Source organism: Pseudactinotalea sp. Z1739, assembly GCF_049725055.1.
Taxonomy (GTDB): domain Bacteria; phylum Actinomycetota; class Actinomycetes; order Actinomycetales; family Beutenbergiaceae; genus CALKWS01.
Window position 1 is genome coordinate 17,888 of the sequence record NZ_JBMPQA010000013.1, and the last position, 14,898, is coordinate 32,785.

Annotated in this window: 15 protein-coding genes; 5 read left to right on the forward strand and 10 right to left on the reverse strand. The window is 70.5% G+C overall.

Going from position 1 to position 14,898, the window contains the following annotated elements; translation table 11 throughout:
• Positions 1–250: 250 nt before the first annotated feature.
• Positions 251–1,876 (forward strand): GAF domain-containing protein, encoded by a 1,626-nt coding sequence (locus tag ACO0LV_RS15465; protein WP_424788813.1) that lies wholly within the window; start codon positions 251–253, stop codon positions 1,874–1,876.
• Positions 1,877–1,897: 21 nt separating this feature from the next.
• Here ACO0LV_RS15465 and ACO0LV_RS15470 read toward each other — a convergent pair whose 3' ends face one another.
• From ACO0LV_RS15470 to ACO0LV_RS15485, 4 genes are all read right to left on the reverse strand, one after another.
• Positions 1,898–2,464 carry a hypothetical protein gene (locus tag ACO0LV_RS15470; RefSeq protein WP_424788814.1) on the reverse strand — a complete coding sequence of 189 codons (567 nt, stop codon included), beginning with the start codon at positions 2,462–2,464 and terminating at the stop codon, positions 1,898–1,900.
• 126 nt (positions 2,465–2,590) lie between these two features.
• The gene (locus ACO0LV_RS15475) at positions 2,591–3,991 is read right to left on the reverse strand and encodes a M20/M25/M40 family metallo-hydrolase (protein WP_424788815.1); all 1,401 of its coding nucleotides are present in this window, start codon (positions 3,989–3,991) and stop codon (positions 2,591–2,593) included.
• Between the two features lie 54 nt (positions 3,992–4,045).
• Positions 4,046–4,696, reverse strand: a complete 651-nt coding sequence (locus tag ACO0LV_RS15480; protein WP_424788914.1) for a response regulator — start codon at positions 4,694–4,696, stop codon at positions 4,046–4,048.
• 43 nt (positions 4,697–4,739) lie between these two features.
• Entirely contained in the window at positions 4,740–5,813 is a 1,074-nt protein-coding gene (locus ACO0LV_RS15485; protein WP_424788816.1) for a LacI family DNA-binding transcriptional regulator, read from the reverse strand.
• 210 nt (positions 5,814–6,023) lie between these two features.
• Here ACO0LV_RS15485 and eda point away from each other — a divergent pair, with 210 nt between their 5' ends.
• From eda to ACO0LV_RS15500, 3 genes are all read left to right on the forward strand, one after another.
• Positions 6,024–6,653 (forward strand): bifunctional 4-hydroxy-2-oxoglutarate aldolase/2-dehydro-3-deoxy-phosphogluconate aldolase, encoded by a 630-nt coding sequence (gene eda / locus ACO0LV_RS15490; RefSeq protein WP_424788817.1) that lies wholly within the window; start codon positions 6,024–6,026, stop codon positions 6,651–6,653.
• A 165-nt stretch (positions 6,654–6,818) separates the two neighbouring features.
• The gene (locus tag ACO0LV_RS15495) at positions 6,819–7,919 is read left to right on the forward strand and encodes a sugar kinase (protein WP_424788818.1); all 1,101 of its coding nucleotides are present in this window, start codon (positions 6,819–6,821) and stop codon (positions 7,917–7,919) included.
• Between the two features lie 153 nt (positions 7,920–8,072).
• Complete coding sequence (locus tag ACO0LV_RS15500) at positions 8,073–9,002, forward strand: DUF368 domain-containing protein (RefSeq protein ID WP_424788819.1); 930 nt, start codon at positions 8,073–8,075, stop codon at positions 9,000–9,002.
• A 75-nt stretch (positions 9,003–9,077) separates the two neighbouring features.
• Here the strand turns inward: ACO0LV_RS15500 and ACO0LV_RS15505 are convergent, their stop codons facing one another.
• The 5 genes from ACO0LV_RS15505 to coaD are packed head-to-tail and all read right to left on the reverse strand — an operon-like array spanning position 9,078 to position 12,500.
• A complete protein-coding gene (locus ACO0LV_RS15505) occupies positions 9,078–10,088 on the reverse strand; it encodes a DNA-formamidopyrimidine glycosylase family protein (RefSeq protein WP_424788820.1) in 1,011 nt (336 codons plus the stop codon).
• Entirely contained in the window at positions 10,081–10,803 is a 723-nt protein-coding gene (gene rnc / locus ACO0LV_RS15510) for a ribonuclease III (protein ID WP_424788821.1), read from the reverse strand. The genes ACO0LV_RS15505 and rnc overlap by 8 nt, the downstream gene beginning before the upstream one ends.
• A complete protein-coding gene (locus tag ACO0LV_RS15515) occupies positions 10,787–11,443 on the reverse strand; it encodes a YceD family protein (protein WP_424788822.1) in 657 nt (218 codons plus the stop codon). The genes rnc and ACO0LV_RS15515 overlap by 17 nt, the downstream gene beginning before the upstream one ends.
• A complete protein-coding gene (locus ACO0LV_RS15520; RefSeq protein WP_424788823.1) occupies positions 11,440–11,982 on the reverse strand; it encodes a hypothetical protein in 543 nt (180 codons plus the stop codon). Before ACO0LV_RS15520 ends, ACO0LV_RS15515 begins: the two co-directional genes overlap by 4 nt.
• Entirely contained in the window at positions 11,979–12,500 is a 522-nt protein-coding gene (coaD, locus tag ACO0LV_RS15525; protein WP_424788824.1) for a pantetheine-phosphate adenylyltransferase, read from the reverse strand. Before coaD ends, ACO0LV_RS15520 begins: the two co-directional genes overlap by 4 nt.
• Before the next feature lie 131 nt (positions 12,501–12,631).
• Here coaD and ACO0LV_RS15530 point away from each other — a divergent pair, with 131 nt between their 5' ends.
• Positions 12,632–14,197 carry a UxaA family hydrolase gene (locus ACO0LV_RS15530; protein ID WP_424788825.1) on the forward strand — a complete coding sequence of 522 codons (1,566 nt, stop codon included), beginning with the start codon at positions 12,632–12,634 and terminating at the stop codon, positions 14,195–14,197.
• Positions 14,198–14,216: 19 nt separating this feature from the next.
• Here the strand turns inward: ACO0LV_RS15530 and ACO0LV_RS15535 are convergent, their stop codons facing one another.
• Complete coding sequence (locus ACO0LV_RS15535) at positions 14,217–14,894, reverse strand: ThuA domain-containing protein (protein WP_424788826.1); 678 nt, start codon at positions 14,892–14,894, stop codon at positions 14,217–14,219.
• Positions 14,895–14,898 lie beyond the last annotated feature (4 nt).

The following is a 14,898-nucleotide window of genomic DNA, read 5'->3' on the forward strand; positions in this document are numbered from 1 at the left end:
GCCGGTCTGGCGGCGCATGAAGACTCGAACCCCAACTACCTATGCCGATGTCGTCGGGTCCTGCGGCTGGTATGGGTTCCACCCGCAGTACCACGGCGAGTATCGCACACAACCTCTCGATGGTGGGCCATACCGGGCGCTGCGTCCGAACCATCACGCGTACGGCACCGGCTTCGCGCCGCGCCGGTCGCGGCCGGTAGCCGGCGTTTCCCGAGGACGCCACATGCCGGCGCCGCGTACGTTGTGAGCCATGGAACCGATCCTGCGGGCAGTCCTGTCGCTGACCTCCCACCTCGAACTCGATCAGGTGCTGCAGGAACTGGTCGACACCGCCGCACAGATCACCGGAGCCCGCTACGCCGCCATCGGTGTACTGGACTCGGCCGGCGTGAACGAGACGTTCATCTACACCGGCATGCCTCGGTCCTTCACCGACACCCACGACCCACCCCGGGGCCACGGCGTCCTCGGTGCCATCCCCGCCGAGGGTGCGCTGATCCTGGACGACCTCACCACCCATGAGGCATTCGGGGGGTTCCCGGCGGACCATCCGCCGATGCGCTCCTTTCTGGGCCTGCCCCTGCTGATCGGTGGCCAGGTGTACGGGCGCATCTACCTGTCGGAGAAGCCCGGCGGTTTCAGCCAGGGGGACGCCGATCAGGTCAAGGTGCTGGCCGCCGGCGCGGCGATCGCGGTGCAGAACGCCCGGCTCTACTCCGACATCCGGACCCGGGAGCGGTGGGTGGCGGCCGGGCAGGAGATCACCACCGCGATGCTGCAGGGCATCGATGTGGAGGAGGCCCTGGAGATGATCGCGCAGCGGGCCCGCACGATCGCCAGGGCTGATACCGCCGTGCTGGTGCTACCGGGTCTGTCCAAGGACTGGGTTATCGAGATCGTCGACGGCGACCTCCACGGTGACCTGCTCGGGGCGACCATGCCCGCGAACGGTCGCGCGGTCCAGGTGATCGAGAGCGGCAGCGGGATGATCGTGGACTCCTTCGCCCGGGCCGAGGTGGTGCGCCTGGCGCAGTTCAGCCGGTACGGGCCCTCGCTGTACGCCCCGCTGACCGGTGGCCAGGCGGTGATGGGCGTGATCGTGCTGCTGCGCCGCAAGAGCGCGCCGGAGTTCACCGACACCGATCTGGCCATCGCCGAGTCCTTCGCCCGGCAGGCTGCCCTGACGTTGGAACTGGCCGAGGCGCGCGACGCCCAGGACCGTGCCTCGGTGCTGGACGAGCGCGCCCGGATCTCCCGTGATCTGCACGATCTGGCCATCCAGCAGTTGTTCGCATCCGGGCTGCAGTTGACCCAGGCGCGGGAGCAGATCCCCGCGGATGAGCCGCGGCTGCTCGAAGTCCTCGATGAGGCGCTGACGGGGGTGGATGAATCGGTGCGCCAGATCCGCTCGATCGTGCACGCGTTGCGCTCACCGGACGAGCGGGCCGGGCTGGTGGACCGGTTGGAGCGGGAGGTCTCCCTGGCCCGTACCGGGCTGGGCTTCGCCCCCTCCCTGATCCTGGAGCGCGAGCCGAAGGATGCGCCGCTGGCCTCGGATGAGGTGGATGCGCGCATCGAGGACGATCTGGCCGATGATGTGGTCGCGGTGGTCCGGGAGGGGCTGGCCAATGCGGCCCGGCACGCGCGCGCGTCCTCGCTGCACGTGCGGCTGCGGTTGAGCACGGAGGAGCTGCAGGTGCAGATCCAGGATGACGGCGTGGGGCTGAGGGCCACCTCGGTGCGCTCCTCGGGCTTGGCGAACCTCGGGCAGCGCGCCCGCCAGCACGGTGGGACCTTCACCTGGGACAACAGCGGCGACGGCGGGCTGTGCCTGAGTTGGACGGTACCGCTGCGTCGAGCGCAGTCGGGTCCGTGAACTCCGTCCGGTCCGGGCGGTTCACCCGCTCTGGTTCGTGACGCGCTCGTCCGGGTAGGCGCTGACGCGGCCGTCGGAGATGGTGTCGATCACGACGTCCTGGGTCGGCAGCAGACCAGGCTCAGGCAGCCGGTCGGCGGCAACGGCGAGCACCATGCGGTACGGGTTGTAGTCATCGGTGCACGCGTCCTGCGGAACATACTCGCCCCGTTCGATCGCGACCGCCGCACCGTCACTTTCGATTCCGGCCAGCCAACTCGGACAACTGCCGGACTGGCCCGAGTGCCACACCACCAGCACCTGAGCAGAGAAGTCGACACCGTCCAATGAGCCGTAGCGCCCCGGCTCCCCCTCCGCGCTGTCGCCCTCCCCGAGATCCTCCGGCACGTTCTCCCGCCACGCCTGCTCGGCGGTGTCGCGGTCGTAGGCAACCTCCACGAGCCCGAAGGGCACGTCGGGGTGAAACGGCTCGACGCGCCATCCTTCGACCTTCGCCAACGGCTGCACGCCGGGTGCGTACCCGGGCACTGCACCGGAACAGCCGGCCAGCACCCCCATCGCCACCAGCAGGAACACTGCCCGAAGCATCGCCCGCACCATGACCGTTCCCTCCAGTTCGGCTCGTGCCGGCTCTATGTCGCACCGACCCGCGGTGTTGCGCAGCCGTGGATCGGCGTCGCACCGACCTCGGTCGCTCGGCCAGCAGCCCGTGGGTCAGCCACGCCCACCCAGCCGGCGCATGAACAGCGCCGTGCCCAGCGCGATGTGCTCGATCTCCCCGGGGTGCACGCTCTCGTCGGGGGCGTGCATCCGTGACTCCGGTTCGGACAGGCCGAGCATGACGATCGCGGCCTGCGGGTGCGCCTCGGCCAGCGCTGCGGTCAACGGGATGGCTCCGCCCTGACCGTTCGTCACCGTGGCCCGGCCGTAGGACTGGGCCAGCGCGTTGCTGAGTTCGGCGAAGGCAGGGGTGTCGGTGCGCGCGGCGAAGGGCCGGCCGCGTCCGGTCACCTCCACCGCCACCTCGACACCCCACGGGGCGTGCGACCGAAGGTGCTCCACCAGGGCGGTCTCGGCCTCGGCCAGATCGACCGAGGGCGGGATACGCAGGTTCACCCGGGCCGCGGCTCGGGGCTGGATCGCCGCCACCGCACCCTCCACCGCCGGAGCGTCGATACCCAGCACGGTCGCGGCCGGCCGCGCCCAGATCTGGTCCGCCACGGTGCCCGAACCGATCACCTGGGCCCCGTCCACCAATCCGGCGTCGCGGGCGAACTGCTCGGTGTCATACCCCATCCCGTCCCAGGTGCCGGTGGCCGGCAGCCCATCGATCACGGTGTCACCGTCGGCGTTGCGCAGGCTGGCCAGGATGGCGATCAGCGCCGCCAGGGCGTCGGGGGCCGCTCCACCGAAGGCACCCGAGTGCAGGGATGTGCTCAGGGACTGCACCCGCACCGTCGCATCGACCACACCACGCAGCGCGACGGTGAGGGTCGGCACCCCCACCGCGGCGTTCCCGGTGTCCTGGATCAGGATCACGTCGGCAGCGAAGCTGTCGGGATCGGCCAGGACGAGTTGTTCCAGCCCGCCGGTGCCCTGCTCCTCCGACCCCTCCACCACAACGGTCAGGGAGACCGGATAGTCGCCGTCGGCCCGCAACGCCCGCAGGGCGGTCAGGTGGGTGATCACCGATCCCTTGCAGTCCGCGGCCCCCCGACCGTAGTAGCGCCCCTCCCGCTCGGTCAGCGTCCAGGGATCGCCAGTCCACTGGGCAGGGGTGGCGGGCTGGACGTCGTAGTGGGCGTACAGCAGCACCCGGGGGGCTCCCGGTGGCCCCTGGTAGTGCCCGATCACCGCATCGCTGCCGTCAGGGGTGGGCACCAGGTCCGCGGTCAGACCCTCGTCGATGAGGGCTCGGCGCACCCAGTGCGCTGCTGCGATGCACTGAGCCGGGTCCTCCACCTCGGCGTCGGCGACGGAGCGGAAGGCGACCAGGTCACCCAGGTCCGCCAGCGCTCGGGGCATCAGGCCCGCAACGCGCTCGCGCAGCGCGGCGTCGGCCGGAGAGTCTGGTGGGATGGAACCTGGGGCGCCGGTGTGCTCGGAGGAGGTCATGGCTCCATCCTTGCAGCCCCGGGGCTGTGGTGGCCCGGGAGGGGCAGGGTCTCCTCAGGGGTGCCGGCCGGGCTGAGCCGCGCTCTCCTGGGCGCCCCGCCACCCGGATGAGCGTTGCCCGGCCACCCATGCGGCCACCTGCGTCCGGCGCTGCAGGCCCATCTTCGCCAGCACCGCGGTGACGTGGTTCTTCACGGTCTTCTCCGCCACCCCGAGGACCTCGGCGATCTGCCGGTTGGCCAGCCCCTCACCGATGAGTTCGACGATCCGCAGTTCGGAGGCGGTCAGATCCGCTGTCGGGTCCTCGACGTGGGCCTTGCGGCGCGTCACGGTGCGTTCATCGAGCAGGGTTCGACCGGCCGCGACCGAGCGGATCACGTCGGCGATCTCGGCCCCGCGGACGGTCTTGAGCACGAACGCCTTGGCGCCGGCCGCCAGGGAGGCGGCCACCGCGTCGTCGTCGTCGAACGAGGTCAGCACGATGCACCCGGCCTCGGGCACATGCCGGCCGGCGGCGTTGATGATCTCGATCCCGGTACCATCGGGCAGTTGCAGGTCCACCAGCAGCACATCCGGACGCACCAGCACGAGCCGGCGCGTCGCCTCGGCCACCGAACTGGCCTCGGCCACCACCTCCAGGCCCTCGGCTCGCTGGACCACCTCGAGCAGGCCACGACGGACCACCTCGTGATCGTCGATGATCATGACGCGGATGTCCTCGGTCATGCGGATGCCTTGCTCATGCCGGTCACTCTACTGGGGCGCTGCCGGCGCCCGCTGGCGGTTGGAACGGTTCCGCGGTGGAGGCCCGGACCTGAAGTTCCACCGCTTCCACCGACTGGACCGGACTGGGCCGGAACCGGCGGGCCGGGGCGTGCGTGGCCAGCAGGAGGTCCACGGCCCGGGCTCCCATCCGCTTCGCCGGCACCGCCACGGTGGTCAGCGCCGGAGCCAGCAGGGCGGCCACCTGCACGTCGTCGAACCCGACCACCGAGATCTGCTCCGGCACGGCCACGCGGCGAGCGGCGAAGCGGCCCAGCATGCCGATGGCGAGTTGGTCGTTGAAGGCCAGCACCGCGCTGACCCCCGTGGCGATCGCCTCATCCGCCGCGGTGACACCCCCGGCCTGCCCGGGCCGAAAGGCCCCCAGGTCCACGATCTGCACACCTTGGGAATCGGCTCGGTAGGCGGCGCGGCGCCGCGCATCCGACCAGGAGGTACCGGGCCCGCCGGCATAGCCGATCCGGCGGTGGCCGAGGTTGCGCAGGTGTCGGATCGATTGGGCGATCCCGCTGGCGTTGTCCGGCACCACACTGGCGATGCCGTCCCGGACCACGTGGCCGTCCCCGGCGCCCGCCGCCCCGGCGCCGGGCCGGGCCGGAACCTGCCGGTTGATCAGCACCAGGTCCGCCCGGGTGGACAACTCGAGCAGGTCCTCATCGGGCACCCGGGGGGAGGCGAGGATCAGCCGATCGATCCCGGCCGCCAACTGTTCCAGGACCGCTCGCTCGGTCTCGACGTCCTCATCGGTGTCGGCCACCACCGCGGTGAAGCCCGCGGCCCGCACCCGCTGCTGCACACCCTTGGTCACCGAGGAGTAGAAGGAGTTCTCCAGGTCCGGTAGCACCAGACCGACCGAGTAGCCCCGGCCGGTGACCAGCTGCCGGGCGGCACGGTTGGGCACGTAGCCGAGCTCCCGGGCGGCCCGGGCCACCCGGGCCCGGGTGGCGGCGGCCACGCCGGGTGATCCGGCCAGCGCCCGCGAGACGGTGGCGGTTGAGACCCCGCTGGTGCGGGCCACGTCATGAATGGTCGTGCTCATGCCCCACCTTCCCGCCGCGTGCGTGGCAGACCTACGCCCCGCTCACTTCGCTGCGGGCGACCACACCCCGAGAGGACGGGGCGGATCGACCACAACGCTGCGGACGGTCGAGGCTGCAAACGTTTCCGGTCACTCTTGTAGCCCTTATCCTGTCCGTGCTAGCGTTCCCCGTCAAGGCTTGCTGTAAACGTTTGCGATCAGGAGATGCCGATGTCCACTGAACTTCTCGAGCAACTGGGCGCCGCGCGGCTGGTGCCCGTGGTGGTGCTCGACGACGCCCGCTCCGCCGATCCCCTGGCCCAGGCCCTGGTCGCCGGTGGCCTCCCGGTGGCGGAGGTGACCTTCCGCACCAGCGCCGCGGCCGAGGCGATCAAGGCCTTCGCCGCCCGCGGTGACGTGCTGGTCGGGGCGGGCACCGTCCTCACCCCGGAACAGGTGGACGCCGCCGTGGACGCGGGGGCGCGGTACATCGTCTCCCCCGGCTTCCACGCTCCCGTGGTGGCCCGGGCCCAGGAGCGCGGCGTGCTGCCGCTACCCGGCGCCGTGACCGCCTCCGAGGTCCAGGCCGCGCTCGCGGCCGGCCTGGAGGTGGTGAAGTTCTTCCCCGCCGAGACCTCCGGGGGCGCCAAGGCGATCAAGGCCCTGTCCGCCCCGTTCGGCGGGCTGCGGTTCGTGCCCACCGGCGGGATAGGCCCGTCCAACCTCGCCGAGTACCTGGACCTGCCGAGCGTGCTGGCCGTGGGCGGATCCTGGATGGTGCCGCGGGACAAGGTCGCTGCAGGCGCGTTCGACGAGATCAGCGGCCTGACCGCCGAGGCCGTGCGCCTGGCCGCCCGCTGACCTGGCGCCGGCTGGCCTTGGGCCCGCCGGCGACGCGCCGGGCGGCGCCACAGCCCCCGGACGGTCCCCCACGGCCACCCCATGGTCGTGCCACCACCACCCAACCTTCCGGCCTGACCACCGGCCGATCCGAACCACATCCCCGATCTCGAAGGAGCAGCCACGATGGCTCTGAACATCCGCCCCGCTGAGGAAACCCGCTACGACGTGCTGTCCCTGGGCGAGGTGATGCTGCGGCTGGACCCCGGCGATGGACGCATCCGCACCACGCGGCAGTTCCGGGTCTGGGAAGGTGGTGGCGAGTACAACGTGGCCCGGGGCCTGCGCCGCGCCTTCGGCCTGCGTGCCGCCGTGGTGACGGCCTTGGTGGACAACGAGGTGGGCCGCCTGGTGGAGGACTTCATCCTCACCGGTGGGGTGGACCCCTCCTTCATCAAGTGGACCCCCTTCGACGGTCTGGGCCGCGAGGCCCGCAACGGGCTGAACTTCACCGAGCGCGGTTTCGGCGTGCGCGGGGCGGTCGGTGTCTCAGACCGCGGGCACACCGCCGCCAGCCGGCTCGCACCCGGCGATGTGGACTGGGACCACATCTTCGGCGACCTGGGCGTGCGCTGGTTGCACACCGGCGGGATCTTCGCCGCACTGAGCGAGACCACCGCCGAGGTCGTGGTCGAGGCCGTGACCGCGGCGAAGAAGCACGGCACGATCGTCTCCTACGACCTGAACTACCGCCCGAGCCTGTGGAAGTCGATCGGCGGGGTGGACAAGGCCCGGGAGGTCAACTCCCGGATCGCCCCGCACATCGACGTGATGATCGGTAACGAGGAGGACTTCACCGCCTCCCTCGGGTTCGAGGTGGAGGGCGTGGACGAGAATCTCGCCGACCTGGACATCTCCAGTTTCAAGTCCATGATCGCCACCGCCTCGAAGACGTTCCCGAACTTCCAGGTGATCGGCAACACGCTGCGCACCGTGCACACCGCCTCGGACAACGACTGGGGCGCGATCGCCTGGTCCGCCGACGAGGGCTTCGCCGAGGCGACCCACCGCAAGAACATGGAGATCATGGACCGTGTGGGCGGCGGCGACTCCTTCGCCTCCGGCCTCATCTACGGCCTGATCACAGGTGAGCCGCTGGCCACCGCGGTGGAGTACGGCGCCGCCCACGGCCTGCTGGCGATGACCACCCCGGGTGACACCTCCATGGTCACCAAGGACCAGGTGGTCAAACTCGCCGGTGGGGGCAGCGCCCGCGTGGACCGCTGATCACCGCCGTGCCGCACCGGGTCGCGCTGCGTCGTCGTCGGCCCTGACGAAGGGCCCGACGACGACGGTGCGCACCTGAGGCATCTGCGCCCACCGCGGCGCGGGCGCGGCGCCGCACCGACCCACGGCGCACGCAGCGGTTAAGGTTGCGCCGTGTCCCTCCTTCGTAGCGTCTACACCGTGATCCGCGGTGGTCTGATCGGCACCGCGGAAGTGATGCCCGGGGTCAGCGGCGGCACGATCGCCCTGGTCACCGGGGTGTACGAGACGATCATCACCTCCGCCGGCCACTTCCTCAGCGGCGTCAAGGCCCTGATCACCGACCGCGCCCGCGCCCGGATGGAGTTCGGACGGGTGAACTGGAAGGTGATCCTGGCGCTGCTGGCCGGGATGGTACCGGCGGTGCTGCTGGGCGCGCGGTTCCTGGCTCCACTGGTCGAGGACCACCCGATCCCGATGCTGGCGCTGTTCATGGGCATGACGGCCACCGCGATCATCGTGCCGATCACCATGAAGGGCACCCGCTGGTCCGCCGGCCAGGTGCTCCTGGGCGTCGCGGTGGCCGTCGGTGTGTTCTTCCTGGTGGGCCTGCCACCAGGGAACCTCGATCCGGTCGCGCCCCTGATCTTCGCCGCCGCCGCGGTGGCGGTGTGCGCCCTGGTACTGCCCGGCACCTCCGGGGCATTCATCCTGCTCACCCTCGGCCTGTACGAGCCGACCCTGGAGGCGCTGAACTCCCGGGACCTGACCTACCTGGGCATCTTCGTGGCCGGCCTGATCACGGGTCTCGCACTGTTCGTCAAGGGCCTGCAATGGTTGCTGGCGCACCGGCGTGAGGTCACGCTCGTGGTACTCACCGGCGTGGTGGCCGGGGCGCTGCGGGCGCTGTGGCCCTGGCAGGGCGACGGGCGCGAGCTGCTCGCACCGGATGAGCAGGTGGGCCTGGCGGTGGCCGTCTTCCTGCTCGGTTCGGCCCTGGTGCTGGGCCTGTTCCTGCTCGGGCGCAAGGTGGACCGTGAGCACACGGCGCTGTCCCGGGTTCACCCGGACGAGGAGGACGTGCGCTCGGACCCGCATACCTGACACCGGCGCACGGTCAGGGGACTCGGTGCCGCCCGGGGGGCGTTAACAGCCGCGGCGAAAGCCTCCCAGCCCGGCTCAGAGCCGGCGCGGGCGGCGCTGACACCGGGGGCAGAAGTAGGACGACCGGTTCATGAACGACTCCCGCACGATGATGGCCCCGCATCGCGGGCACGGCTGCCCCGCCCTTCCGTACACCGCGAGGGCCCGGTCGAAGTAGCCGGCCGTCCCGTCGACGTTGACGTACAGCGCATCGAAACTCGTGCCGCCTGCCACCAGCGCCTCCTGCATCACCTCGGTGGCGGCGTCGAGCAGTTCATCGACGACGGCTGGGCGCAGCCGGTCGGTGCGGCGCTGATAGTGCAGCCGCGCCCGCCACAGTGCCTCGTCGGCGTAGATATTGCCGATACCGGAGGTCAGTTCCTGATCCAGCAGGGCCCGTTTGAGGTCCCGTCGGCCCAACCGCAGGCGACGGTTCAAGCCCGCTCGCCCGGGCATGCCCGGGGCCAGCAGCGGATCGAGCAGGTCCCGCCCGATGTGTTCCACCGACCGTGGCAGCATCGAACCGGCCCCGGCGGCCTGTCCGTCGCTGGGCACGCCCGGGTCCGGGGTGATCGGGTCGGCTGCGGACCGGACGGACTGCTCGGGGCCCGGAGCCGGACCGGCGAAACCTCCCGGGCCCCCGTCGCGGGTGGGGACCAGATCATCCACGGAGAGGTAGCCGAAGGTGCGCTGGTCCACGAACCAGACCTCGCCGTCGTCGTGCATCGATATCCGGATCCGCAGGTGCGGATGTTCCCCGTCGGGTGCCGAACGGACCAGCAGTTGCCCGCTCATACCCAGGTGGGCCAGCAGCGCGTAGTCCTCACCCACCCCGTCCGGGCCGCTGAGCAACAACCAGCAGAACTTGCCGCGGCGCACCACCGCGGTGATGGTCCGCCCGAGCAGCATCGACTCGAACTGGGCTGCTCCCCCCACCTGGCGGCGCACCGCACGGTCCCGGTAGACCGTCACGGCGGTGATGGTGCGGCCCGGCACGTGCGCCGCCAGTCCCGCCCGAACGGTTTCCACCTCGGGGAGTTCAGGCACCGCGTGGTACCTCCGGGTGGGCCTGGTGGAGCGCGGCGTGCGCCCTCTCGGCGGCGTCCTGTTCGGCGACCTTCTTGGACCGGCCGTGACCCCGGCCCCACTCGGTCCCGTCCAGTAGCAACATCGCGGTGAAACTGCGGGCGTGGTCCGGGCCGGTGCCCTCGACCTCGTACCGGGGCGTGCCCAGGCCCAACCGGGCCGAGAGTTCCTGCACGGAGGTCTTCCAGTCCAGGCCCGCGCCCAGACCGGCAGCCTGCTCCAGGGACTCGCCCACCACCCGGTGCACCACCTCCCGGGTGGTCTCCAAACCGTGGGTGAGGTAGACGGCGCCGAAAACCGCCTCGATGGTGTCGGCCAGGATGGAGTCCTTGTCCCGCCCACCGGTAGCCAGTTCGCCCTTGCCGAGCAGCAGGTACTCCCCCAGGTTCAACGCCCGTGCGCTGCGGGCCAGGGCCCGCTGGGACACGGTTGCCGCACGCATCTTCGCCAAGCCGCCCTCGGGGACGGTTTCGTGGCTGCGGTAGAGGTACTCGGTCACGATCACCCCGAGCACGGCGTCGCCGAGGAACTCCAGGCGCTCATTGGTGGGGATGCCGCCGGCCTCATGGGCGAAGGAGCGGTGCGTGAGCGACAGGACCAACAACTCCGGTGAGATCTGCACGCCGAGGGCGTCCAACAGCACCGCAGCATCGCCGGGATCAGTCACGAGGGGCATCCCCGCCGTCGGGCTCGTGGGCATCCTCGGGAGTACCGCCACCGGGACTGCGGTCCGCGGCACCTTCGTCATCCGCATCACGGTCCGGCTCGCCCTCCTGCTGCGGACCGGCCAGGGCAGCCAGGGCCGCCCACCGCGGATCGATCTTCTCGTGGGCGTGGCCGGGCTCGGCGTCCTCCATCCGGATCCCGCACTCGGGACAAAGTCCCGGGCAACCGGGATCGCACAGCGGCCGCAGTGGCAAGGAGGTGACCAGGGCATCGATGACCGTGCCCTCCAGGTCCACCGTGTCGGCGTGCACCTGGGGCACCGGCTCCTCGTCCGCGTCGTCCTCGGTCTTGACGTGCCGGGCGCCCATGTAGGCGAACAACTCGGTGATGTCCACTGCCAGGTCCGCGGTCACCGGACGCAAGCAGCGCACGCACTCCCCGCGGGCCTCGGCCCGGGCGAATCCGGTCACCAGCACGCCGTCCATCACCGACTCCAACCGCAGATCGAGTGCGATCGGGCTTTGGGCCGGAACCGAGATCACCTGGTTTCCCAGGTCGGTCTCGCTGCTGGCGGTCGCCTCAACCTCGATCATCGCCCCGGGTGAGCGGCGCAGTTCGTAGGTACTGATCACGAATGGGGAATCGGTCACTCTCGTCCTTCCTTGCCACCTGGCCCGGCACGGTGGGTACCCGCGCCGCTGTCACCCGGTCCGCGGGTGCGGGCGCGCTCCTCCAGGCGCGCCCTTCCGGCGCTGACCTGGGCGGCTACGGCATTCAGATCGATCTCGAACTGGGCCAGTTGGCGGTCACAGTAGTCATCGGCGTCCCGGGCGAGTCTCTCCGCGGTCACCTCGGCCTCGGCCACGATCCGTGCTGCCTTCGCCTCGGCCTCGGCCACCACGTGTTGCTCGGAGATCAACTCCTCGGCCCGGGTATGGGCGCGTTCCAGGATGTCCTCGGCCTGGCTGCGTGCCTCGGCGAGCACGGCGTCGGCGTCGGCCACCACCCGGTCGGCACGGGAGATCTGGCCGGGCAGTACCTCCTTGGCGGCCTCGATCAGTTCGGTCACCTGGGCGCGGTTGATGATCGCCGAGGCGGACATCGGCATGGACCGGGCGCTGGTGACGAGTTCATCCAGTTCGTCCAGGATCGCCACGAGGGACGAACCTGCATCGGATTCGCGTGTCATCGCCTGCCTTCCTTCGGTGGGCGGGTGCCCAGGGCCTGATAGACCGCATCAGCGGCCGTGGCCGGAACCAGATCGGTGATGTCGCCCCCGTAGCGGGCCACATCCTTGACCAATGAGGAGGAGATGTGGCTCAGGGAGGCATCCGGGATGACGAACACCGTCTCCACCCCCGCCAGGTGCCGGTTCATCGCGGCCATCGGGTGCTCGTCGTCGAAGTCGGCCCCGCCCCGAAGGCCCTTGACGATCACGTCCGCACCGTGTTCGCGGCACAGGTCCACCAGCAACCCGTCCATCCGCTCCACCCGCACACCCGCCAGATCGGCGACCGCGCCGGCGAACAGGTCCACGCGCTGCTCGGGGTCCAGGAGGGCGGACTTACCAGCGTTGATGCCCACGGCCACGATCACCTCATCGAACAGGCTCCGGGCCCGGTGCACCACATCCAGGTGCCCGAAAGTCACCGGGTCGAACGAACCGGGGCAGACGGCGATACGAGAACTCACGTCAATAACGTACATTCGAAAGCACCTCCCCCGCCCGATCCGGTACCGGTGCGCCGATCGCGGAGCCCGAGGTGCGGCTGGTCGCGGAGCCGAGGTGCACCGACCGGGTATGATGAAAGCGTTTTCGCACCCGTCCGGAGGCAGCCGTGCCGCATTCCCCGCTCCCCTTCTCCCAGACCGCGCTGCTGTTGGCCGATCAGGACCACGTGGCCGTGGCCACCAGGGAACTCAGCCCGGGCGCGGTCCTGGACCTGGCCGGCACCCCCCTCGCCGAACGCGGAACCCTGGAGGTGACCCAGGCGGTGCCGATGGGACACAAGCTCGCGGTCCGCGACGCCGTCCAGGGCGAGCAGGTCCGCAAGTACGGGCAGTCGATCGGGTTGGCGCTGAGCCCGATCGCTGCCGGTCAGCACGTGCACTCCCACAACCTGGGCATGGACCCCGCCGAGCGCGAGCACGAGTTCGGCACCGACCGGATCCGTCCGGAGGCGCCAGCGGACCTGCCCCGCACGTTCCTGGGCTACCACCGGCCCGACGGGCGCGTCGCCACCCGCAATTTCATCGGCGTCATCACCTCGGTGAACTGCTCGGTCTCGACCGCCAAGATGATCGCCGACCAGTTCCGCGGCATCGGTGCGCTCGAAGGGTACGAGAACATCGACGGCGTCATGGCGATCACCCACCAGAGCGGGTGCGGGCTGGTTCCGGACTCCGAGGGCGGGCAGATGCTGCTGCGCACCCTGCGCGGGTATGCCAACCATCCCAACTTCGGTGGCCTGTTGGTGCTCGGACTCGGCTGCGAGATGATCCCGGTGGAGTCCCTGGCCGGAAACCTGGGGCTACCCACCGGGACCTACGTGGAGACGATGACCATCCAGGACATGGGCGGGATCCGTGCCACCGTGCGTGCCGGGGTGGAACGGATCCGGCAGATGCTGCCCGAGGTGAACAAGGTGCAGCGCGAACCCGCGGACGTGTCCCGCCTGACCCTGGGTCTGAACTGTGGCGGCTCGGACGGCTACTCCGGCATCACCGCGAACCCCGCGCTGGGGCTGGCCTCGGACATGCTGGTGGCCGCCGGCGGCACCTCGGTGCTGGCCGAGACCCCGGAGGTCTACGGGGCCGAGCACCTGCTCACCCGACGGGCGGTCTCCCCGGAGGTGGGCACCAAACTCCTGGACCGGATCGAGTGGTGGAAGAACTACACCGCTGCCGGTGCGGGCACCCTGGACAACAACCCCTCGCCGGGCAACAAGGCCGGGGGGCTGACCACCATCCTGGAGAAGTCCCTCGGTGCGGTGGCCAAGGGGGGCTCAGCGGAGATGACGGCGGTCTACGAGTACGCCGAACCGATCACCGACACCGGATTCACGTTCATGGACACCCCCGGCTATGACCCGGTCTCGGTGACCGGGTTGGTGGCCGGCGGCGCCACCGTGGTGTGTTTCACCACCGGACGCGGCTCGGTGCTGGGCTGCAAACCCACGCCGTCGATCAAACTGGCCACGAACACCGCCATGTACGAGCGCATGCACGAGGACATGGACATCAACTGCGGCGGGATCGTCGACGGCACCACCACCCTGGAGCAGAAGGGCCGGGAGATCTACGAGCAGATCATCGCGGTGGCCTCCGGGCAGCGGACCGTCAGCGAGGAACTGGACCTGGGTCAGGACGAGTTCATCCCGTGGCACGTCGGCGCGGTCACCTGAGGCCGACGGCGCCCCGGGGCTACCCGGTCGTCCGGTCCAGCAGCCACGCCACCTCCCGGCGCAGCAGTTCGCGCCGGTCCGCTCCGGCGTAGGCCGCCTCGTCATGGCCGAGGGCGTCGTAGACCACCCGCACGCCCTCGTGGGTGTGCACCCACACCAGTGCGTGTTCGGCGTCGTCGTGCCGGTGGGTGATGAGCACCCGGGCGGTGGGGGCCACCCGCAGGAAGCTGTACCGCTCGTCGCGGATGCGCAGTTCGCTCAAGCCGGTGCTGATCGGATGATCGGCATCGACCACCTGCACCACGTCCTCGCCCAACGGCGGATGCATCGAGACGCCCGTCACCCAGGCCCCGCCGAGCAACTCCGACCAGCGAGCGGACTCATAGAAGGTGTTGGATCCGGTGTGCACCACCAGGGTGGGCCCGCCGGCTGCGGTGAAGTCGAGCACCGACCGGCGCAACGCGACCGGATCGGAGGCGGCGGCGTCGTCATCCGTGGTGGACCCGCCCCCCGCGTTCACCACCAGCAGGTCGACCCCGGCCAGGTCCACGTCCCCGGCGTCGCTGGGATGAATGTGCGCGGTGACGCCGTTCTCGGCCAGCAGCCGGGCCAGCGCGGCGGACGTCTGCTCGAACGGGTGCCACGGGTCGGCGTAGCGCCCGGCTCCGGAGATGATGACGGCGCGAGGAGAAGTCATGCCA

Coding starts and splice junctions, on each gene's coding strand:
- ACO0LV_RS15465 (WP_424788813.1), top strand. CDS start 251: ATGGAACCGATCCTGCGGGCAGTCCTGTCGCTGACCTCCCACCTCGAA.
- ACO0LV_RS15470 (WP_424788814.1), bottom strand. CDS start 2,464: ATGCTTCGGGCAGTGTTCCTGCTGGTGGCGATGGGGGTGCTGGCCGGC.
- ACO0LV_RS15475 (WP_424788815.1), bottom strand. CDS start 3,991: ATGACCTCCTCCGAGCACACCGGCGCCCCAGGTTCCATCCCACCAGAC.
- ACO0LV_RS15480 (WP_424788914.1), bottom strand. CDS start 4,696: ATGATCATCGACGATCACGAGGTGGTCCGTCGTGGCCTGCTCGAGGTG.
- ACO0LV_RS15485 (WP_424788816.1), bottom strand. CDS start 5,813: ATGAGCACGACCATTCATGACGTGGCCCGCACCAGCGGGGTCTCAACC.
- eda (WP_424788817.1), top strand. CDS start 6,024: ATGTCCACTGAACTTCTCGAGCAACTGGGCGCCGCGCGGCTGGTGCCC.
- ACO0LV_RS15495 (WP_424788818.1), top strand. CDS start 6,819: ATGGCTCTGAACATCCGCCCCGCTGAGGAAACCCGCTACGACGTGCTG.
- rnc (WP_424788821.1), bottom strand. CDS start 10,803: ATGCCCCTCGTGACTGATCCCGGCGATGCTGCGGTGCTGTTGGACGCC.
- ACO0LV_RS15520 (WP_424788823.1), bottom strand. CDS start 11,982: ATGACACGCGAATCCGATGCAGGTTCGTCCCTCGTGGCGATCCTGGAC.
- coaD (WP_424788824.1), bottom strand. CDS start 12,500: ATGTACGTTATTGACGTGAGTTCTCGTATCGCCGTCTGCCCCGGTTCG.
- ACO0LV_RS15535 (WP_424788826.1), bottom strand. CDS start 14,894: ATGACTTCTCCTCGCGCCGTCATCATCTCCGGAGCCGGGCGCTACGCC.